General features: G+C 61.3%; 18 protein-coding genes. 11 read left to right on the forward strand and 7 right to left on the reverse strand.

Annotation, left to right across the window (positions count from 1 at the left end):
• The 6 genes from N2600_RS24620 to fba all read left to right on the forward strand — a co-directional run bounded on the left by N2600_RS24620 (window position 1) and on the right by fba (window position 6863).
• Window positions 1-984 carry an autoinducer 2 ABC transporter substrate-binding protein gene (locus N2600_RS24620; protein ID WP_260299160.1) on the forward strand — a complete coding sequence of 328 codons (984 nt, stop codon included), beginning with the start codon at window positions 1-3 and terminating at the stop codon, window positions 982-984.
• Window positions 985-1110: 126 nt separating this feature from the next.
• Window positions 1111-2625, forward strand: a complete 1515-nt coding sequence (locus tag N2600_RS24625; protein ID WP_222281385.1) for a sugar ABC transporter ATP-binding protein — start codon at window positions 1111-1113, stop codon at window positions 2623-2625.
• Entirely contained in the window at window positions 2618-3646 is a 1029-nt protein-coding gene (locus N2600_RS24630) for an ABC transporter permease (RefSeq protein ID WP_260299161.1), read from the forward strand. The genes N2600_RS24625 and N2600_RS24630 overlap by 8 nt, the downstream gene beginning before the upstream one ends.
• Window positions 3646-4632 carry an ABC transporter permease gene (locus N2600_RS24635; protein WP_222281383.1) on the forward strand — a complete coding sequence of 329 codons (987 nt, stop codon included), beginning with the start codon at window positions 3646-3648 and terminating at the stop codon, window positions 4630-4632. The genes N2600_RS24630 and N2600_RS24635 overlap by 1 nt, the downstream gene beginning before the upstream one ends.
• Before the next feature lie 11 nt (window positions 4633-4643).
• Window positions 4644-5492 (forward strand): sugar phosphate isomerase/epimerase family protein, encoded by an 849-nt coding sequence (locus tag N2600_RS24640; RefSeq protein WP_260299162.1) that lies wholly within the window; start codon window positions 4644-4646, stop codon window positions 5490-5492.
• A gap of 306 nt (window positions 5493-5798) precedes the next feature.
• Window positions 5799-6863: a class II fructose-bisphosphate aldolase gene (fba, locus tag N2600_RS24645; RefSeq protein WP_260299163.1), complete on the forward strand. Its 1065-nt coding sequence runs from the start codon at window positions 5799-5801 to the stop codon at window positions 6861-6863.
• A 121-nt stretch (window positions 6864-6984) separates the two neighbouring features.
• On the opposite strand, the gene N2600_RS24650 is transcribed toward fba, so the two are convergent.
• The 7 genes from N2600_RS24650 to N2600_RS24680 form a co-directional block, all read right to left on the reverse strand.
• The gene (locus N2600_RS24650) at window positions 6985-8733 is read right to left on the reverse strand and encodes a glycerol-3-phosphate dehydrogenase/oxidase (RefSeq protein ID WP_260299164.1); all 1749 of its coding nucleotides are present in this window, start codon (window positions 8731-8733) and stop codon (window positions 6985-6987) included.
• A 37-nt stretch (window positions 8734-8770) separates the two neighbouring features.
• A complete protein-coding gene (locus N2600_RS24655; protein ID WP_260299165.1) occupies window positions 8771-10300 on the reverse strand; it encodes an FGGY-family carbohydrate kinase in 1530 nt (509 codons plus the stop codon).
• Between the two features lie 37 nt (window positions 10301-10337).
• Window positions 10338-11180: a DeoR/GlpR family DNA-binding transcription regulator gene (locus tag N2600_RS24660; RefSeq protein ID WP_017967826.1), complete on the reverse strand. Its 843-nt coding sequence runs from the start codon at window positions 11178-11180 to the stop codon at window positions 10338-10340.
• Window positions 11181-11329: 149 nt separating this feature from the next.
• Window positions 11330-12277 carry a D-ribose ABC transporter substrate-binding protein gene (locus tag N2600_RS24665; RefSeq protein ID WP_260299166.1) on the reverse strand — a complete coding sequence of 316 codons (948 nt, stop codon included), beginning with the start codon at window positions 12275-12277 and terminating at the stop codon, window positions 11330-11332.
• Window positions 12278-12388: 111 nt separating this feature from the next.
• Entirely contained in the window at window positions 12389-13441 is a 1053-nt protein-coding gene (locus tag N2600_RS24670) for an ABC transporter permease (protein WP_003562489.1), read from the reverse strand.
• A 22-nt stretch (window positions 13442-13463) separates the two neighbouring features.
• Entirely contained in the window at window positions 13464-15008 is a 1545-nt protein-coding gene (locus N2600_RS24675) for a sugar ABC transporter ATP-binding protein (protein ID WP_260299167.1), read from the reverse strand.
• Window positions 15005-15661, reverse strand: coding sequence for a DUF2291 domain-containing protein (locus tag N2600_RS24680; RefSeq protein ID WP_168288782.1), 657 nt, complete (start codon window positions 15659-15661; stop codon window positions 15005-15007). Before N2600_RS24680 ends, N2600_RS24675 begins: the two co-directional genes overlap by 4 nt.
• A gap of 49 nt (window positions 15662-15710) precedes the next feature.
• Here N2600_RS24680 and N2600_RS24685 point away from each other — a divergent pair, with 49 nt between their 5' ends.
• From N2600_RS24685 to N2600_RS24705, 5 genes are all read left to right on the forward strand, one after another.
• Window positions 15711-15935: a hypothetical protein gene (locus N2600_RS24685; protein WP_260299168.1), complete on the forward strand. Its 225-nt coding sequence runs from the start codon at window positions 15711-15713 to the stop codon at window positions 15933-15935.
• 102 nt (window positions 15936-16037) lie between these two features.
• Window positions 16038-16457 carry a hypothetical protein gene (locus N2600_RS24690; protein ID WP_260299169.1) on the forward strand — a complete coding sequence of 140 codons (420 nt, stop codon included), beginning with the start codon at window positions 16038-16040 and terminating at the stop codon, window positions 16455-16457.
• The gene (locus N2600_RS24695) at window positions 16454-18028 is read left to right on the forward strand and encodes an FGGY-family carbohydrate kinase (RefSeq protein ID WP_260299170.1); all 1575 of its coding nucleotides are present in this window, start codon (window positions 16454-16456) and stop codon (window positions 18026-18028) included. The genes N2600_RS24690 and N2600_RS24695 overlap by 4 nt, the downstream gene beginning before the upstream one ends.
• Window positions 18029-18060: 32 nt before the next feature.
• The gene (locus N2600_RS24700) at window positions 18061-19572 is read left to right on the forward strand and encodes a glycerol-3-phosphate dehydrogenase (protein ID WP_260299171.1); all 1512 of its coding nucleotides are present in this window, start codon (window positions 18061-18063) and stop codon (window positions 19570-19572) included.
• 11 nt (window positions 19573-19583) lie between these two features.
• Window positions 19584-20516 (forward strand): sugar phosphate isomerase/epimerase family protein, encoded by a 933-nt coding sequence (locus tag N2600_RS24705; RefSeq protein ID WP_260299172.1) that lies wholly within the window; start codon window positions 19584-19586, stop codon window positions 20514-20516.
• The last annotated feature ends 43 nt before the right edge of the window (window positions 20517-20559 follow it).

Raw genomic sequence — 20559 nt, forward strand, 5'->3', positions numbered from 1 at the left:
ATGAGGAGACTTATCGTAGCGGCATTTGCCGCATCGCTGTCACTTGCCGGGGCGGTAGTCGCGTTTGCAGAGGACGCGCCGAAGGTCGGCATTGTCGTCAAGATCGGCGGTATTCCCTGGTTCAATGCGATGGAAGCTGGCATCAAGGAACAGGGCAAAAAACTCGGCGTCGATGCCTTCATGATCGGCCCGACCAGCGCCGACCCGGCGCTGCAGGTGCGCGCCATCGAAGACCTGATCGCCCAGGGCGTCAAGGTCATCGGTGTGGTTCCGAACGATGCCAAGGTTCTCGAGCCCGTGCTCACCAAAGCACAGGCCGCCGGCATCAAGGTCATTACGCATGAATCGCCCTCGCAAAAGGGCGCCGACTGGAATTTCGAACTCGCATCGGCCACCGGTTTTGGTGAGGCGCACGGCAAGCTGCTCGCCGAAAAGATGGGCGGCAAGGGCGAATATGCCGTCTTCGTCGGCTCGCTCACGGTGCCCCTGCACAATGCCTGGGCGGACGCCGCAATCGCCTACATCAAGGCGAATTATCCGGATATGAAACTTGTCGGTGACCGTTATGGTGTTGCAGAAGATGTCGACAAAAGCCGCTCGACGGCGCTTGATCTCATCGCTGCCCATCCGGATCTGACAGGCTTCCTCGCCTTCGGCAGCCAAGGTCCGATCGGCGCCGGGCGCGCTATCGAGGAACGCCGCAAGACGGGCAAGATCTTCGTGCTCGGCCCGTTCTCGCCAGGCCAGGGCCAGAAGCTGATCAAATCAGGCGCGATATCGGGCGGCTTTATGTGGAATCCGAAGCAGGCCGGCGAAGTCTTCGTCACGCTCGCCGATCGCCTGATCAAGGGTGAAAGCATCAAGGAAGGTGATGACATTCCGGGTCTCGGCGTGATCAAGCCTGTTGGTAACGACATCATCGTCGATCAACTGCTGCCGATCAACAAGGATACGGTCGACGACCTGGCCGCAATGGGCCTCTGAAGAGGCCCCCTCCCCGGGTGTCGGGCCGGTCGACGTCGACCGGCCCGACGTTCGGGAAAACGAGAGGTATCCGGCCATTGCTGGACCATTGACCTTTGATGGCATTCGACTGGACAGGCAACCGGCATGAGCATGGCAACGGATGATGGTGTGAAGGGCCAGCCGCTTCTTTCGCTTCACGGCATCAACATGACGTTCGGCGGTGTGAAGGCGCTGAAAAACGTCTCCTTCGAAGTCTTGCCTGGCGAGGTGCATTGCTTGGCCGGCGAGAATGGTTCCGGCAAGAGCACCCTTATCAAGGTGATCTCCGGCGTCTATCGGCCTGCAGACGGCGCCGAGATCATCTTCGACGGCGAGACGATATCCCACATGACGCCTGCCATGGCCCAGTCCCGCGGCATCCAGATCATCTGGCAGGACCTCGCACTCTTTCCGGAAATGAGCGTGGCTGAGAATATTGCCTTCCAGACCCTTTCCGGTTCGCGCCCGCGCTTCGTCAACTATGCTGCGATCCGCAGGACAGCCGAGGACGCGCTCGCCCGACTTGGCGTCACCCTCGACGTCGACAGACCTCTCAAGGACTTCGCCATCGCGCAGCGTCAGATCGTCGCCATCGCCCGCGCGCTGATTGGAGAGGCCCGGATCGTCTTCATGGACGAGCCGACCGCCTCGCTCACCCAATCGGAGACCGATCATCTCCTGGCGATCGTGCGCACGCTGTCGGCTTCAGGTGTTGCCGTGGTCTTCGTCAGCCATCGTCTTGCGGAAGTGCTGGAAATCTCCTCGCGCATCACGGTGCTGCGCGATGGCGCGCTGGTAGGGGTCTATCCGGTGGAGGGCATGACCCAGTCTAAGATCACCGAGCTGATGACCGGGCGCACCTTCGACCAGAATGTTCGTGCCCGCGACCTATCGCAGAACCCGGTCCTGCTTTCTGTCAGCAAGCTTTCACGGCCCGGCGAGTTCGAGGACATCTCCTTTGATCTGCGCCGTGGGGAGACGCTGGGGATCACCGGCCTGCTCGGCTCCGGGCGCACCGAACTTGCGCTGACGCTGTTCGGCATGCGCCGGCCCGCAGCCGGCACGATTATGCTGGAGGGGCGGCCGGTGCGCTTTGCCTCCAACCGCGAGGCGATTGCCGCAGGCGTCGCCTATCTCTCCGAAGACCGCCTTTCGCTCGGTCTCAACCAGCCGCAATCCATCGCCGACAATCTGGTCATGGCATCGCTCAACCGCATCCTGAGCGGTCGGCTCATTTCGATGGAAAAGAAGCGCTCGCTGGTCGCGCGCTGGATCGCCGATCTCGGCGTCAGGATCGGCAAGCAGGACGATGCGATCTCGACGCTTTCGGGCGGCAACCAGCAGCGCGTCGCGATCGCCAAATGGCTCGCCACCGATCCCAAGGTGTTGATCCTCGATGCGCCCACCGTCGGCGTCGATGTCGGCGCGCGCGCCGGCATTTTCGAAATTGTTGCCCGGCTTGCCGAGGCGGGGCTTGCGATCATGCTGATTTCAGACGAGGTGCCGGAGGTCTATTTCAACGCCGATCGGATCATCCATATGGAAAAGGGCCGTATCGCCGGCTGGCACGATCCGCGCGCGACCACACTGAAGGACCTGGAGGCGGCGGTCTATGCGTAAGCTGTTCCTGTCCCATACGACCGAATTCATGCTGTTTGCCGTCATCATCGCGATGAGCCTTGTCCTGGCTTTTACGACCGACCGTTTCTTCACGCTCGGCAATGTCTTCGACCTGCTCAATATCAGCGCGGTCAACATCATTTTTGCCGTCGGCCTGCTCGTGGTGCTGATATCAGGTGGGATCGACATCTCCTTCGCCGTCGCCGCCTCGATCGTACAATATGTCACCGCACTTGCGCTCGAGCGGATCGGCGGGGGTGGATGGCTATCCGGCTTCCTGATTGCGGCCGGCATCGGCATCGTGCTCGGCATGATCAACGCCTTCCTGATCCATCGCTTCCGCATCATCTCGATCGTCGCGACGATCGCCACCTTCAACGTCTATTTCGGCCTGCTGATGTTCTTCACCAAGGGCGTGTCGATCTACAATCTGCCGGACTGGCTGACGAGCCGCGTCATCATCTATGAGCGCGAAATGGCCGATGGGAGCTGGGCTGAGATCACGTTGCCGGTTGTCGTCATGGCCGTCTGCGCGCTCGCCACCTGGCTCTTCATTACGCGCACGACGACCGGCCGGCAGCTCTATGCCTTCGGCGACAATCCGGAAGGGGCGCGCCGCTTCGGCATCAATATCGGCGCCATGCAGTTCACCGCCTTCGGCTGGCTTGGGCTAATGGCAGGTATCGCCGGGCTCATGCAGGCGCATTATGCGCAGGAGGTGGTGCCGAACGCACTTTATGGCCGCGAACTCGACGTCCTGGCTGCAGTGGTGCTCGGCGGGGCGCGGCTGGGCGGCGGCAAAGGCTCCGTGCTCGGTTGCGTGCTGGGCGTGCTGCTCGTCTCGATCACCCAGAACGGCCTCAACCTGATGGGCGTCTCGCCCTTCGCCTTCAAGATGATCGTCGGCGCGATCATCCTCGTTGCGATCACCTTGTCGAGCGCCCGCATCGGCAATCTGGTGCCGGTGTTTGCGACCCGCAAATCGACCGGTGACAGGTCTGCACACAGCGGAGGGAGCTAATGAACACGCTCGCCGCCCGCTTCAACGCCCTCTTCGGGGCCGACATGGCCGGTCCCCTCGCCGCGCTGGCAGTCGTGCTCATCGTCTTCGGTTTCGCCTCGCCGCATTTTCTGACGGGTGCGACCTTCGGATCGGTTGCCTTTCAGCTTCCCGAGCTTGGCGTCCTGACGCTTGCCATGTTGATGCCGATCCTCACCGGCGGCCTCAACCTTGCGATCACTTTCACCGCCAACATCGCCGGCCTGACGCTCGCCTGGACGCTGCAGGCCAATGGCGGCATCGATGCCGGCCCGGGCGCCTTCCTCCTCGGCTCGGCTCTGGCGCTCGCCGTCGGCGCGGCAAGCGGCCTGGTCATGGGCCTTGTCATCGCCTTTTCCCGCGCCCATCCGATCCTCGTTTCACTGTCGATGATGATCTTCCTGCGCGGCCTCGGCGAGTTCTTGACACGTGGCGGCGATATCTCAGGCTTCCCCACCTTCATAGCTCCGATTGGCCACGGCAGCATCCTCGGCATCCCGGTACCGTTGTTGATCCTGGTCGCCTGCGTGATCGCCAGCCACGTCCTGCTCTCGCGCTCCAAGCTCGGCTTTTCCACCTATATGATCGGCTCCAATATCGAGTCTGCCCGCTATTCCGGCATCAACACCCGCAAGGTCCTGGTGCTGGTCTACATGCTCTCCGGCGTGATGGCAGCGGTTGCCGGCATCATCATGCTTGCGCGATTCAATTCGGTGCGCGTCGGCCACGGCGAGGCCTACCTGCTCATCACCGTGCTCGCCTGCTTCCTCGGCGGCATCAATCCCTTCGGCGGCTTCGGCCGGGTCCTGCCCGTCTTCGTGGCGCTCATCGTGCTGCAGCTTCTTTCTTCGGGGCTCAACCTGCTCGGCGCCAACCAGCATCTCACCACCGCCGTCTGGGGCATCCTGCTCATCGTCGTGATGGTGCTGCGGTGGCTCTCGGCCAAGTTCATCAAAATCGTGAAATAGGAGATACGACCATGGAAGGTTTCGGCGTTCACACCAGCATGTGGACCATGAACTGGGACCGCGCAGGCGCCGAGAAGGCGATTGCCGGAGCCGTACACTACAGGATGGATTTCATCGAGATCGCGTTGCTCAACGCGCCTGCCGTCGATGCCAAACACACCCGCGACCTGCTTGAAAAAAACAAGCTGCGCGCCGTCTGCTCGCTCGGCCTGCCGGAAAATGCCTGGGCTTCCGTCCGCCCGGATGCGGCGATCGAGCACCTAAGGGTGGCGATCGAAAAGACCGCGGAAATGAGCGCCGAGGCGCTCTCGGGCGTCATCTTCGGCGGTATCGGCGAGCGCACCGGCGTGCCACCGACGCAAGGCGAATACGACAACATCGCCAAGGTGCTCGACGCTGCGGCAAAGCATGCGAAGAAGCACGGCATCCAGCTCGGCGTCGAGGCGGTGAACCGCTACGAGAATCACCTGATCAACTCGGCGCAGCAAGCCGTCGACATGGTGGAGCATGTCGGCGCGGATAACATCTTCGTCCACCTAGATACCTACCATATGAATATCGAGGAAAAGGGTGCGGCAACCGGCATCCTGATCGCCCGCGATCACCTGAAGTACATCCATCTCTCTGAAAGCGACCGTGGCACGCCGGGCTACGGCAACATCCCGTGGGATGCGATCTATGCCGCTCTCGCCGCAATCGGCTTCAAGGGCGGACTTGCCATGGAAAGCTTCATCAACATGCCGGCCGAGGTCGCCTATGGCCTGGCCGTCTGGCGCCCCGTTGCGCGCGATATGGAAGAGGTCATGGACAAGGGCCTCCCGTTCCTGCGCAATAAGGCGGAACAATACGGTCTCATCTGACCCGGTTTACCCAATATTCTGGATTTCGCGGCCGCAGGGTGTCTGTCCGAGGAGTTCTTGCGATCGCCGGCAAGGGGCATGACGCCCCATTTCTTCAGTACAGGCACTGAATTTCATTCGGCTCGTGCATGCGGAACCTCTTGAGAAAATATCATACTGTTTGTGATATTGTTATTTTTGTTTGTTACATTCCTTCTCCTATGCCATTTTGCCTATCAAATTAGACGCTTGAACGGCTCGCGCCCGGGCTCTAGTTTCGAGGAGATGGCGGCATATCGTTCGACCATCGATATGGGGGAATCTTGGATGGCACGCATTACGCTGAGGCAACTGCTCGACCATGCTGCGGAGGAAGGCTACGGCGTTCCCGCTTTCAACATCAATAACATGGAGCAGGCGCTCGCCATCATGGAGGCCGCGGACGCGTGTCAGGCGCCGGTTATCATGCAGGCGTCGCGCGGAGCACGCGCCTATGCCCATGACATCATGCTGAAGCACATGATGGATGCCGTCGTCGAAATCTATCCGCATATTCCTGTCTGCGTGCATCTCGATCACGGCAACGATCCCTCCAACTGCATGACGGCGATCCAGGCGGGCTTCACCTCGGTGATGATGGATGGTTCACTGAAAGCGGACGCCAAGACGCCCGCGGACTGGGCCTATAATGTTGGCGTCACCAAGATGGTGACGGATATGGCGCATTTCGGCGGTATCTCGGTGGAAGGCGAACTCGGCGTTCTCGGGTCTCTGGAGACCGGCATGGGTGAGGCCGAGGACGGCCACGGCGCCGAGGGCAGGCTTTCGCACGACCAACTGCTGACTGATCCGGACGAAGCCGTGAAGTTCGTGCGCGAAACCAAGGTCGACGCGCTCGCCATCGCGATGGGCACATCGCATGGCGCCTACAAATTCACCCGCAAGCCGGACGGTTCGGTGCTGGCGATGAACGTCATCGAAGAAATTCACCGTAAGCTGCCGAACACGCATCTCGTCATGCACGGCTCGTCGTCGGTCCCGATCGAACTGCAGGAGATCATCAACAAATATGGCGGCCAGATGAAGCCGACATGGGGAGTGCCGGTTGAGGAAATCCAGCGCGGCATCAAGAACGGCGTGCGCAAGGTCAACATCGATACCGACGGCAGAATGGCGATGACCGGCCAGATTCGCCGCGTGCTGCAGGAGGACCCGAGCGAGTTCGACCCGCGCAAATATTTGAAGCCGGCGATGGCGGCGCTGACCAAGCTCTGCAAGGAGCGCTTCGAACAGTTCGGCACGGCCGGTATGGCGGGCCGCATCACGCCCCTTCCCGTTTCGGAAATGGCGAAACGTTACAAGTCCGGTTCTCTCGATCCGGCTTTCTCCTGAAACTGGGTTAGAGTATGATGCCGAAAAGCGTGAAGCGGTTTTCGCACGACATCATGCTCTAACCGCATAATGTGGAACAGGATTCAGATTTTAGGGCGACCCGGCCTAAAATCACCCTGTTCTAGCCCGAGGCCGGGCGGGGTGCCCTTTCCGGCTCGGCGGCAACCTTAGCTGTCAGTGCTTGGCCGTGGAAGCGGCTCAGCTGGCTGACAACGTCCTCGATTTCGCTTGCCGTTCGTTCGGCATTCCAATCGAGCGCTGCCCCGGCAACGCCGGCGATTTCCCGCAGGCCTTCCAGCGTCAACCGGCCCTCGATCGCGAGCGTCGTGCGGCGCATTACGATGTCCGACAGATGGACGACGAGTTCGTTCCGGGCGATCCAGTCGATCTCTCGGAAACTGTAACGCGGCGCACCCGTCAGGCGCTGCTCGTCGGAATAGCCTGAAGGAAAGGAAAGGAACGCCGCGGCCATCGTGCCGTAGCGGCCGAGCAGCTCGTCGGCTCGCTCGGCAACAACGCCGCTGCGCGATGCGGTATCCATGATCCAGGCGTTGCGCTGCTTGGCGTCAGCCGGAAAGGCCTTGCCGCCGCCGATCGCCAGGTAGCGTGTCGACTGGCTGCGGCTGCGCTGCAGCCGGGAGAGAACGGTGTCGGCGACCTCTTCGGCAAAGCCGCGGAACGTCGTCCACTTGCCTCCGACCAGCGAAATGGTCGGAAACGGTCTGCCGTTCTCTGGCTCCTTCACCGGCGCGGAGTGGTCGCGGCTGATCAGCCCCGGTGCGGTCGCATCCGATGCCGGCAGCGGGCGGATGCCGCTATAGCTGTAAACGATCTGATCGCGATCGAAGCGGAGCGTCGGCAGCAGCGAGCGGATGCTTTCGAGGAAATACTCCGTTTCCGGCTCCTCGCAGGAGACATTGTCCGGATCATTCGCCGGAATGTCGGTCGACCCGACCAGAGCCAGCCCGAGATAGTCGTAGACCAGGCAGATGCGGCCGTCGTCGGCCTCGAAATAGATCATATGGCCGTTGAGGCTTCGCACCAATTCGGGATGGTCAAGCAGGATATGGGATCCCTTGGTGCCACCGATCAGCCGCGATGGAGCGCCGAGCAAAGTGTTGACCTGATCGATCCAGGGACCTGCCGCATTGACGACCAGCTTGGGAGCGACGCTGAACTCGCGGCCATCGGGCTGACGGAAGGTCAAACGCCCTTCTGAAACGGCAGCCAGTGTCGCGAAATTTGCCGCGAGGCTCCTCGCATTCGCATCGAGACCATCACGCACGAGCTCATAGACGAGCCGTTCCGGCCTGCTGATCTTGGCATCGTAATAGATGCCGCCGGCGACGATGGCGGGGGTAATATGCGGCATCTCCCTGCGCGCCTGTTTCTTCAGGATCAGCCGGTGGCGCGGCATGACTTGGTCACGCGAACCGAAGAAGTCGTAGAGCCGAAGCCCGATCTTGATGAGAACCGCGCCACGGCTGCGTGGCGCCGTCTTCGACCCAAAGAGCGTCCGGATCGCGGCCCAGATGCCGCGCGTCCAGGAAAAGACCGGAATGAAGGTCGGCAGCGGCTCGACGCAATGCGGCGCGTTCTTGAGCAGGAGATTGCGCTCAAGAGTCGACTGCGCCACCAGCCCGAACTCACCCGTCTCCAGATATTTCAGGCCGCCGTGAATGAGCCGCGATGGTGTAGCGCTCGTGCCGGAACCAAAGTCGGCCTTGTCGACGATCAGGCAATTGACACCCTGTAGCGAGAGGTCGCGGAACAGGCCGGCGCCGTTGATGCCTGCCCCGATGATCAAAACGTCGATATCGTTCTCGCCGAGGTTCGAGAAGCGCTGCTGCAAATCGGGGGTCATGCTCATCGTCCTAAATTGCCCGCCGCAGCAGGCACCTGTCTTTTCACTTTGCCGATTGCTCCGGCGCAAGCGCGGCAATCCTAGGCCAAAGAGGGATCATCGCGTCGGCAATATCGCGGAATACCCGGTAACGCATTTCATAATCCGCGCTGCGCGCTGCATCCGGCCGGCAAGTCTTTGCGATGGAGGCGGTGTCGCGCGGATCGCTCTGCGGATCGGCGAAGATACCCACGCCCGACCCGGCACAAAGCGCAGCACCCCAGGCGGCCGCCTCATCCGTCTCGGTTACCGTCACCGGCATGCCAAGCACATCGGCAAACATCTGGACGACGGCAGGATTGCGCGAGACGCCACCGGCGAGCCGCACCTGATCGAAGGCAAAGCCGTCGCGAAGCGCATCAACATGAATGCGATGATTGAAAGCGATGCCCTCAAGCACGGCGCGCAGCATGTCGCCGCGGTCGTGCCATCCACCGAGCCCGAAGAAGCCGGCGCTGGCGGCTGCGCCATAAGGCGAGCCGAACAGATAGGGATGGAAGAGCGCGGTCGAGGGGCGCTCGAAGGCGGCAGCGATCTCGGGCGCTAGTAGGCTATGGATCGAGTTGCCTTGCACCTCGCCATTCTTCCGCTCGGCAGCGCAGAGCGTGTCCAGAAACCAGTCGTAATTGGCTGTCGATGCCGGAGAGATCGACATGCTGTTCCAGATGCCGGGCGCAATCCCGTTGCGGCAAAACCAGCGCCGATCGACACGCGGTTCCGACGAAAGCGTCTCATTGATCGAATAGGTCCCGGCAATGACCGCGACAACGCCCTTGGCATAACCCCCTGCCCCGAGCGCCGAGGCCGTGACGTCGTGCAGACCGGCAACGACAGGCGTTCCTTCTGCAAGGCCCGTCAGCTGCGCGGCTTCACGGGTGACGCGACCGACGATTTGGTCGGAGCGCGAGGCTGGTGGCAAGGCGTGGACGAGATCGTGCAAGCCAAACAGCCGCAGGGCGTCCTCACTGTAGTTCTGCGATTTGACATTGGTGAAGGAGGTGCTCGCTTCGGTGCGGTCCGTACCAACGGTCCCGGTCAGGCAGAACCGCAGCCAGTCCTTGCAGCTGATGAAATGGCCGATGCGCTTGTAGCGCTCAGGCTCCACTTCGCGGATCCAGGCAAGCAATGCCGATGGCGCGGAGACGTGCGGGATCTGCCCAGTCAGTTCGATCGCCAGGTCGGCGACGGCGCTCTCTGTCCACCGGTCGACGATCGCCCCTGCCCGGCTGTCCAGCGAGAGAATGGCCCGGCCGAGCGGCTTTTGGGCGTGATCGAGCAGGTAGATGCCGTCTCCATGCGCGGTAGCAGCAATGGCCTCTATGTCGCTTGCCGGCCGCCCGCTGAGTGAAATCGCTTCGCGGATGGCATCGGCCGTCGCGTTCCACAATTCATCCATGTCGCGCTCGATATGGCGAGCCTTCGGAATGAACTGCGTGACGCGGCGAAGCGCGGCTGCAAGCGGCGTGCCGTCGATATCGAAGATGACCGCCTTGGTGACGGTCAAACCACTATCGATCCCGAGCAGTGTCGGCATTCACGTTTACCTCACGAGGGACAACCGGCACGCGCCGTCAGGAGCGCCCTCCGGCGCCCTTGGCGATGACCACGTTGATATCTCTGGACCGCATGCGGTCGATGTGCACCGGCTGGGTCTTGTCGTCGACGATAACGACGTCGAACTCATCCAGTGCTGCGAAACTGTGGAGTGCACGCCGTTCGAACTTGGTATGATCGGCAAGCAGGATGCGCTTTACGGAACAATCGAACATGGCGCGCTTGGTATCGACCGTCTCAGGAGACTGGTGCAGCACCGTGCCATCGCTGATCGCCGACATCGAGATGAACGCGACATCGGCCCTGAGACCCTTGATCTCGTTGATCGTCATACGACCCATGAAGGCATTGCACCAATTGTAATATTGGCCGCCGAGGGCGAGCAGCGTCACGTCATGCAAGCCCGTCAGCGCATTCATCAGCGTCAGGGAATTGGTAATTGCGGTGACCGGCGCCTTTGAAGGCAGATGTGCCGCCATCTGAAGGACCGTGGTCGAGTCATCGAAAAAGATCGCCTGTCCCGGTTCGACGAATTGCATGGCCGCCTCGGCGATCAGCTTCTTTTCGGCCGACTGACGGTTCGAGCGGTAGACGTCGCTGGATTCGATGAGATTGGTCGCCGCCGCCGTGACGATACCGCGCGTCTTCCTGAAGAGGCCGCGGCTGACGAGTTCATCGACGTCGCGGTGAGCCGTCATCAGGCTGATCCCAAAGCGGTCGGTCAGGTCTTCAATCCGCATCGAGCCTTCACCCATCACGGCCTCCGCAATCATACGGCGGCGCGCGATCTGGCGCGTCTGCCGGCTGTCGCTGGTGAGCTGGTCCAACAGATCGTCGTCCCGGCTGATCTTCTGTGTCACGGGTCACCCCTGTCGCTGAATTGTGGATCCCAGCTTCGTACAGTGATTGCCGCGCCAAGGCAAAAAGGCGATACGCAACCGGCGGTTGGATCATCGGCCATCGCTTCCAGCATGAAAATGAGGGCGCTCTTGCGAGCGCCCTCTTCGGTTTACTGCGCCAGAACGAACGGGCCAGTGTACTTGTTGATGTTGTCCTTGGTGATCAACAGGCAATCGAAGAGCTGCTTCTCGCTCTTGGCACCGGTGTTACCCGTCTTGATCAGATTGTCGGCCTGCTTGACGGCTTCTTCGGAGAAGACGGCAACCGGTTGGAGGACGGTGTATTGGAGTTCGCCGGCCTTGATGGCGGCAACGGCATCCGGCGAACCGTCGAAGCCGCCGACCTTCACATTGGCGAGCTTGCCGGCTTCCTTGAGTGCTGCGATCGCACCAAGCGCCATTTCGTCATTGCCCGAGATGACGCCGACGATATCAGGGTTGGCCTGCAGCATGGACTGCATCTTGTTGTGGCCCTGGGTGCGGTCCCAGTTGGCAACTTCCTTGGCGACCTTCTTCAGATCCGGATACTGTGAAAGGACAGTCTCGTAGCCATTCGACCGCGTTGCCGCGTTGTTGTCGGACGGAGCGCCGAAGAGTTCGGCATAGTTGCCCTTGTCGCCGATCGCTTCGACCCATTGCTGTGCGCCGAGGGCAGCACCCTGTGCGTTGTTGGAAACAAGCTGCGCCTTCGCCAGGCCTTCCTGGTTGATTTCGGCGTTGACGAGGAGGACCGGGATGCCGGCAGCAACAGCCTTCTTGACCGCACCGATGGAACCGTCGGCGTTTGCCGGGTCGAGGATGATCGCCACCGACTTGTTGGTGATCGCCGTATCGATCAGGTTGCTTTCGGTATTGGTGTCACCCTTGTGGGCGTTGACCGAGGCCGTGTAGCCCAGCTTTTCGGCAGTTGCCTTGGCGACATTGCCTTCCGTCAGCCAATAGGGATTCGACGGATCGTTGACGATGATCGTCATCATGCCCGCTGCCCAAGCCGAGCTTGCCAGAAGCGGTGCTACGGCCGCGGCGGCCAGAAGTATGCGCATGCCTTTCTTAAACATAGTCTCTCTCCCATTCGTGAGTTCAGTTATTGCCGGGGATCCGGCAGTGCTTTCCCCAATCGGCTTCGTGGACTCCAGCCCGCCGTCGTGGATAAGTTTCGGTCTCAGCCGTCAGGACGATTTGACCCGGCGGCCGTATTGGATGCTGTTCATAAGGACGGCGAGAACGATCACAGCGCCGGTAAATACTGTTTGCCAGTAGGCCGAGACACCGATGATCACGAGCCCGTCCGAAAGAAAGCCGATGACGAAAGCGCCAAGCATCGTGCCGCGAACCGTACCGCGGCCGCCGGTCAGCGCCGCCCCGCCGATGACCACGGCTGCGATAGCCGTCAACTCGTAGGTCGTGCCTGCCGTCGGACCGGCGGAGGTCAGCTGGGAGGAGAGGACCAGGCCGGCGATTGCGGCACAGACGCCCGAAAGCACATAGACGATGATCTTCACGCGCTTGACAGGGACGCCGGAAAGGTCGGCGGCGCGCTCGTTCCCACCTGAGGCGTAGAGCCAGCGGCCGAAGGCGGTGCGGCTCAGCACGATGCCGCAAATGATGGCAAGAACCGCAAGCACGATGACCCCGATCGGAATGCCTGCGAGCCGGTTGAAGCCGAGCCAGTCGAAACCGGTATTGCCGAGTTCCGGACGGCCACCGAGATTGTTGTAGGTCAGGCCGTTGGTCATCAAGAGCGCGATACCGCGGGCGACGTAGAGCACGCCGAGCGAGGCGACGAAGGCCGGCACCTTGAGATAGGCGATCAGCACGCCGTTCACCGCACCGACCAGCGCGCCGAGTGCACATGTGATGACGACGACGGCCCAGACCGGCGGATAGAGGATGACGCCGAAATAGGTGAGCGTGACCCCGTGCATCAGGAAACCGGCGATGCAGCCCGCAAGCCCAAGCGTCGAGCCGACCGACAGATCGATGCCGCCATTCAGGATGACGAGCAGCATGCCGATCGCCAGAATGCCGAAGATCGCGACGTGCGACGCCATGATCAGGAAGTTGTTCAGCGTAAAATAATAGGGCGACAGGAACGAGAAGACCGCGATGATGACGATCAGCGCGAAGAAGGCCCGGCCCTCCAGAATGAGACGCACGATATTGGTATTGCGCTTCGGCCCGCTGGAAACTGATTTCTTTTCGGTGACGTTCGTGACTGACATAATCAGTGCTCCATAATCCAGGCTAGTGCGCGATCACGGCTTCGCCGGACGCGGCCATGATCTTTTCCTTGGTGACATCCGAGCCGAACTCGGCCGATATCCTGCCGCGATGCATGACGATGATACGGTGCGCGATGCTCAGGCATTCATTGACTTCGGACGTCGAATAGATGACCGCCAATCCCTGCTTGGCGCGCTCCGCAAGCAACTTGAAAACTTCCGCCTTGGCGCCAATGTCGATGCCGCGGCTTGGCTCGTCGAGCAGGATGACCTTCGGCTGGGTTGCCAGCACCTTGCCGATGACGACCTTCTGCTGGTTGCCGCCGGAGAGCGAGCCGATCGAAGCCGCACCGCCATCGGTTTTCACATGCACCCGCCGGATCGCGTCATTGACGAGGTCGCGCTCCCGATGGCCGGAGGTGAAAAGCCCTTTGGTGAAGGCGCGGATACTTGCAAGCGACAGATTGGAGCCGACCGTCATCGTCTGGACAAGACCGTCGCGCTGGCGATCTTCGGGCACGAGCACGAGACCGCTGGCAATGCGCCCGGCAATGCTGAGCCTAATGACGTCCTGTCCTTCAAGCAGAACCTGTCCGCCACTTGCGCGCAGACGTCCGGCAATACACTCGAGCAGTTCCGTGCGCCCGGCGCCCATCAGCCCGTAGATGCAGACGATCTCGCCGGCACGTACTTTGAGAGACAGACGATCGACTGCATTATACGCAGCGCCGGAGGGGCCGGGCACACTGAGGTTTTCGATGGAAAGCGACACGTTTCCGAACTGATGACCTTGCGGCGGGCTGCCGAGGTCGAAGTTCTCGCCGACCATGTTGCGGACGATCCATTCGAGATCGATATCCTTGCGCTCGGCATAGGCCGTCATGCTTCCGTCGCGCAGAACGACGGCGTGATTGGTGATCTGCAGCGCCTCTTCCAGATGATGCGAGATGTATACGATCGACACGCCGCGGCTCGTCAGGTCGTGGATGACCTTGAAGAGTACTTCCACCTCCGTCGCGCTCAGCGCCGAGGTCGGTTCGTCCATGATCAGGATGCGCGAATTGACCGACAGCGCCCGTGCAATCTCAACGATCTGCTGCTGGCCGAGACGAAGATCCTCGACGCGAGTTTGCGGATCGATGTCTTCCTCGAGCTCTTCCATCAGCGCCCGGGTCTGACGTTCCTCTTCAGCGAAGTCGACGACACCGCCCTTGATGATCTCCCGGCCCATGAAAATATTGTCGCGCACGCTGAGATTAGGGGCCAGGCTGAGCTCCTGATGGATGATGGAGATCCCGCACTCGCGCGCATGGGTCGACGAGCTAAAGCTGATCGGCGAGCCGTCGAGAATGATCTCGCCGGAGCTTGGCTGCGCCACACCCGAAAGGATCTTCATCAAGGTCGACTTGCCCGCACCATTCTCTCCGAATAGCGTTGTGACCTGGCCGCGATGGATGTCGAAGTTCACTCCCTTGAGGGCGTGAACGCTGCCGTAGGATTTTGCGATGTTGCGGGCTGCGAGGACGACTTCGCCATTTGCCCCGTTGCTGCGTTGCGGCTGGCTCATTTGAGCTCGACCTTCACCGGCGTGACGAGCCAGTTCTTTGGGTTGATAAGTTTGAAGACGCCGACGACGGTCGCTTGCTTTCCGTCCAGGGCGTCAGCATCCAAGCCCGCAAAAACCGCCTTCTTCATCTCGTTATTGATGGCCGAGCCGGCATCCTGATACTGGATCTGGTTGGTGAACTGGCCGAATTCGATGGTGCCGGTTGCGTCGCGGAGGTCCGTGCCGTTGACCGCAGGACCGGTCTGGACACGGACCACCGTCTCGGGAGGCAGCCCATCGATCTTCATTTCGTTGGTGTTCGACTTGCGGGCGCCGAAAACGCCGGTCAGCGTGACAGGAATGACCGGTCCGGTGCTCGTCGCAGTGCCGTATTTCTCGGCCGCCGCCTTCTTGTCGGCGGCAATGGCGGCCGCGAGATCGGCGGCCGCAACGGCCCGCTCCTCGACATTCGCCTTGATCTTCGGAAACTGCTCGGCGCCGAAGGTTTCCGGAGAGAATGCCTGCTGGCGGACATCGTTTTCGGAACCGATCTTGACGACCGTTGTGTCGAAGGCGATCGCTGCAACGACGATAACCGCCAACGCCGCGCTGACAAGGAGCCCGCGATTGCCGCTGCTCGGCTTTGATGCTGCATGATCGGGCGAGGTACTCATGTCCGGACGGCCTTTGGCTTGGAATGGCAAGATGGAGAGGGCTAGCGCAATGATGATCGCAGGCGGGCTGAAGCATTGCGTCGCACCGGAACAGAAACCGGCGGGCCACCCGCAAGAGCGCAACTCTGGACGAATATTCGCATTGGAAGCCTCCTCAACAAGACCGGCGGCTGTCTCCTCCAACCGCCTGGGCCTGCAAATTTTCCATCAGGAAGCGCACTTCCGTGATAGAAATATGTTACTTATGCCGCAAATGATGTTATATATTTTATAAGCTGTCAACGGCGCTTTCACGGCAACTCGACTGAAATGCACAACCTCACACCTTGTTCATCTCGCTGCGGCGCAGCAAAAAGCGACGGCAAATGCAGACATTTTGACATTTGTCATTCAGCCGCATGATGGCACCATCCATCTGTTTTTAATGCAATATATGACAGATAAAACATTGCGCGCGCTGCCGCTTTTGCTGCCGCCCGCCGCTGTCGCCGCGGCGCCGAAGCAAACTCCTTGTTCTTCTATTTTAGATGAAAAAAATTACATCGCTAGAAAAATCTTACTGGCATTGTGGTATCTTTATGTTATGTTTTCGAGCGAACTTAGGGAGGTTTCGGCTGCGCGCCAGATCTGGGATTTGCCAAAGGCAGCGCGCTTGCCGTTACCCGTGAAAGGACCGAGGTTGGCAGCTGGATGCATCATCCCAGAGAGTTTAGGGATCGGGAGGACTTCAGATGAATTTGATGCGCGTATTGCCCGCTGCGGCGCTTGCAATGGTGGCGAGATAGGCCTGCGATGACATCGACCCAGAAGATCATCATTGGCATAGATGCCGGCACCTCGGTCATCAAGGCCGTCGCCTTCGATCCGTCCGGACGCCAGATTGCCACGGCCTCCGTTCGCAACAGATACACCACCGGAGACGATGGCTCGGCAACGCAGTCGCTCGATCAGACCTGGCTCGATTGCGCCAGCGCGTTGCGTGGCCTTAGCGAAAAAGTCCCTGATCTTGCATCCCGCACCGCAGCCATCGCCGTCACCGGACAGGGCGATGGCACCTGGCTCGTCGGCCGCGGCAATAGGCCGGTTGCCGATGCCTGGCTGTGGCTCGACGCGCGCGCCGCGCCGACGGTTACGGCACTTGCCGGCGGAACCCAGAACCGTGCCCGCTTCGAGGCAACGGGCACCGGCCTCAACACTTGCCAGCAGGGCGCGCAACTTGCCCATATGGACCGCTTCACGCCGGATCTTCTCGATCGGGCGGAGGTGGCGCTGCACTGCAAGGACTGGCTCTATCTCAACCTCACAGGCGTGCGGGCGACCGATCCGTCCGAGGCGAGTTTCACCTTCGGCAATTTCAGAACGCGCCAGTATGATGCAGTGGTGATCGACGCGCTCGGCCTTGACCACAGACGCAGGCTCTTGCCCGAAATCATCGACGGCAGCGAGACCAGCCACCCGCTGACATTGGCGGCGGCGAAGGCCTGTGAGCTTCTTGCCGGAACGCCGGTCTGCCTCGGCTATGTCGACATGGTGATGACGGCGCTTGGCGCAGGCGTGCGCAGCGGCGCTCGCAACGCCGCCTGCTCGACGATCGGCTCCACCGGCGTGCACTTGCGCGCCAAGTCCGTTGCCGACGTTCAGCTCAATCGTGAGGGCACCGGCTATGTGATCGCCCTGCCCATCCCCGGCATCGTCACCCAGGTCCAGACCAATATGGGCGCCACGATCAACATCGACTGGATCCTCGGCGTTGCCGCCTATCTGTTGGCCGAGGCCGGCAAGCCTGCTTCGCATGCAGACCTCATTGCGCGCATCGACGACTGGTTTGCAGAAAGCCGGCCGGGGGCGGTGCTTTACCACCCCTACATTTCCGAAGCGGGCGAACGTGGGCCTTTCGTCAACGCCAATGCGCGCGCGGGCTTCACCGGGCTTTCGATGCGTCACCGCTTCCCCGATCTGCTGCGCGGCGTGGTCGAAGGGTTGGGGCTTGCCACCCGAGACTGCTACGCGGCGATGGGCGCGATGCCCGAAGAGCTGCGGGTCACGGGCGGGGCAACACGCTCCGTCGCCCTTCGCCGCTCACTCTCGGCCGCCGTTAACGCACCGATCCGCCAGTCGCGCCGCGAGGAGACGGGGGCGGCCGGCGTGGCGATGATGGCCGCGGTGGCTGTCGGCGTCTATTCCAGCATGGACGATTGCATTGCCGACTGGGTGACGCCGCTGCTCGGCGATCCGGAGACGCCGGATGCCAGCGAGGCTCACCGGTTCGACCGGCTCTTTTCTGCCTATGCCGATGTGCGCCAAGCAATGGCGCCTGCTTGGGACAAGCTTGCCGAAGCCGCAGCGACGTCGCCGGTGGGCGCCTAAATCTGATGCAGCAGGCATCGAAGGAGCATGACATGACCGAACCCGAACTCCTGGATCTCTTCGTCATCGGCGGAGGCATCAACGGCGCGGGGATAGCACGCGATGCTGCCGGCCGCGGCCTGAAGGTCGTGCTGTGCGAAAAGGACGATCTGGCACAGGGAACCTCGTCGCGTTCGGGCAAGCTGGTGCATGGCGGTTTGCGTTACCTCGAATATTACGAATTCCGTCTGGTGCGCGAGGCGCTGATCGAGCGTGAAGTGCTGCTCAACGCCGCGCCGCATATCATCTGGCCGATGCGCTTCGTCCTGCCGCACAGCCCTGAGGATCGACCAGCATGGCTCGTGCGGCTCGGCCTCTTTCTCTATGATCATCTCGGCGGCCGCAAGAAGCTGCCCGGGACCCGCACGCTCAACCTGCTCCGCGACCCGGAAGGCACACCGATCCTCGATCAATACACACGCGGCTTTGAATATTCCGATTGCTGGGTCGACGACGCCCGCCTCGTGACCTTGAATGCGGTCAGCGCAGCGGAAAACGGCGCTTTGGTGTTGACCCGCTCGCCCGCCGTGTCGGCCCGCCGCGAGAATGGCGGTTGGACCGTGGTCACCAGAAGCAACACCACGGGAGAGACGCGAACCTTCCGTGCCAAATGTCTGGTGAACTGCGCCGGCCCCTGGGTGATGGACATCATCAATCGCGTCGCTGGTTCGAACTCCAGCCGCAATGTCCGCCTCGTCAAGGGCAGCCACATCATCGTCCCGAAGTTCTGGCCCGGAGCCAATGCCTATCTGGTGCAGAACCACGACAAACGCGTCATTTTCATCAATCCCTACGAGGGTGACAAGGCGCTGATCGGGACGACCGATATCGCGTACGAAGGCCGGGCCGAGGATGTTGCCGCCGACGAGACGGAGATCGAGTATCTGCTCCAGGCGGTCAATCGCTATTTCAAGGAAAAGCTGCGTCGCCACGATGTGCTGCACAGCTTCTCCGGCGTGCGCCCGCTGTTTGACGACGGCAAGGGTAATCCGTCCGCCGTTACCCGCGACTATGTCTTCGATCTCGACGAGACCGGCGGCGCTCCGCTGCTCAACGTCTTCGGCGGCAAGATCACCACATTCCGCGAGCTTGCCGAACGCGGCATGCAGCGCCTGAAGCACATCTTCCCGAACATGGGAGGCGACTGGACGGAGAAAGCGCCGCTGCCGGGCGGCGAAATTCCGAATGCCGACTACGAGAGCTTCGCCAACAGCCTGCGCGATATCTATCCCTGGATGCCGCGCAAGCTCGTGCATCACTACGGCCGTCTCTATGGCGCCCGCGCCAGGAATGTGGTTGCCGGCGCGACAGGCATGGAAGGGCTCGGGAGGCACTTCGGCGGACAGCTCTATGAGGCCGAGGTCCGCTATCTCGTCGCCACGGAATGGGCCGAAACGGCCGACGACATCCTCTATCGCCGCACCAAACACTACCTCCATCTGAACGAAGCGGAGCGCGCGGCCTTTGGCGAGTGGTTTGCTTCAACCCGCCTTGCCGCCGCCTGAAGGATGCCGCCATGCCGCTGACCCTTTCGCTCAACACCAATCCGCTGGTGAACCGCTTCGCCGACCCAGACGATCTGATCGATACGGTTGCGCGTGATTTGCGGATCCGCGACCTCCAGCTGACCCACGAGTTCATCAATCCGAGCTGGCAGGCGCCGGTGATTAGCCGTCTGACGCGCACGATGAGCGCTGCGCTGAAGCGCACCGGCGTGCGTGTTACCTCGGGCATGACAGGCCCCTATGGGCGCCTCAACCATTTCGGACATCCGGATGCCGATGTGCGCCGCTACTACGTCGACTGGTTCAAGACCTTTGCCGACATCACCGCCGATCTTGGCGGCCATTCGGTCGGCACGCAATTTGCGATCTTCACCTACAAGGACTTCGACGATCCGGCCAGACGTGAGGAGTTGATCGAGATCGCCATCGATTGTTGGGCCGATGTCGCCGAGCACGCGCGGGCTGCAGGCCTCTCCTACATGTTCTGGGAACCGATGAGCATCGGCCGCGAGTTCGGCGAGACGATCGGCGCCTGCCTGTCGCTGCAGGAGCGGCTGACATCAGCCGCAATGGCCGTCCCGATGTGGATGATGGCGGATATCGATCATGGCGACATCACCTCCGCCGATCCCGATGACTACGACCCCTATGCCTGGGCACGCGCCGTCCCGCCTGTATCGCCGATCATTCACATCAAACAGAGCTTGATGGACAAGGGCGGGCACCGGCCCTTCACCGCCGAATTCAACGCCAAGGGCCGCATACAGCCGGCACCTCTGCTCCACTCACTGGCCGAAGGTGGGGCGAAGGACAATGAAATCTGTCTGGAACTCTCCTTTAAGGAACGCGAGCCGAACGATCGCCAGGTCATCCCGCAGATCGCCGAAAGCGTCGCCTTCTGGGCGCCGCATATCGACACCGGCGTCGCTGACTTGAACATCTGAGGCGGAGATCTTTAAAAGGCAGCACTGCGATACGGCGGAATCG

The organism is Rhizobium sp. WSM1274 (assembly GCF_025200775.1).
Taxonomy (GTDB): domain Bacteria; phylum Pseudomonadota; class Alphaproteobacteria; order Rhizobiales; family Rhizobiaceae; genus Rhizobium; species Rhizobium leguminosarum_I.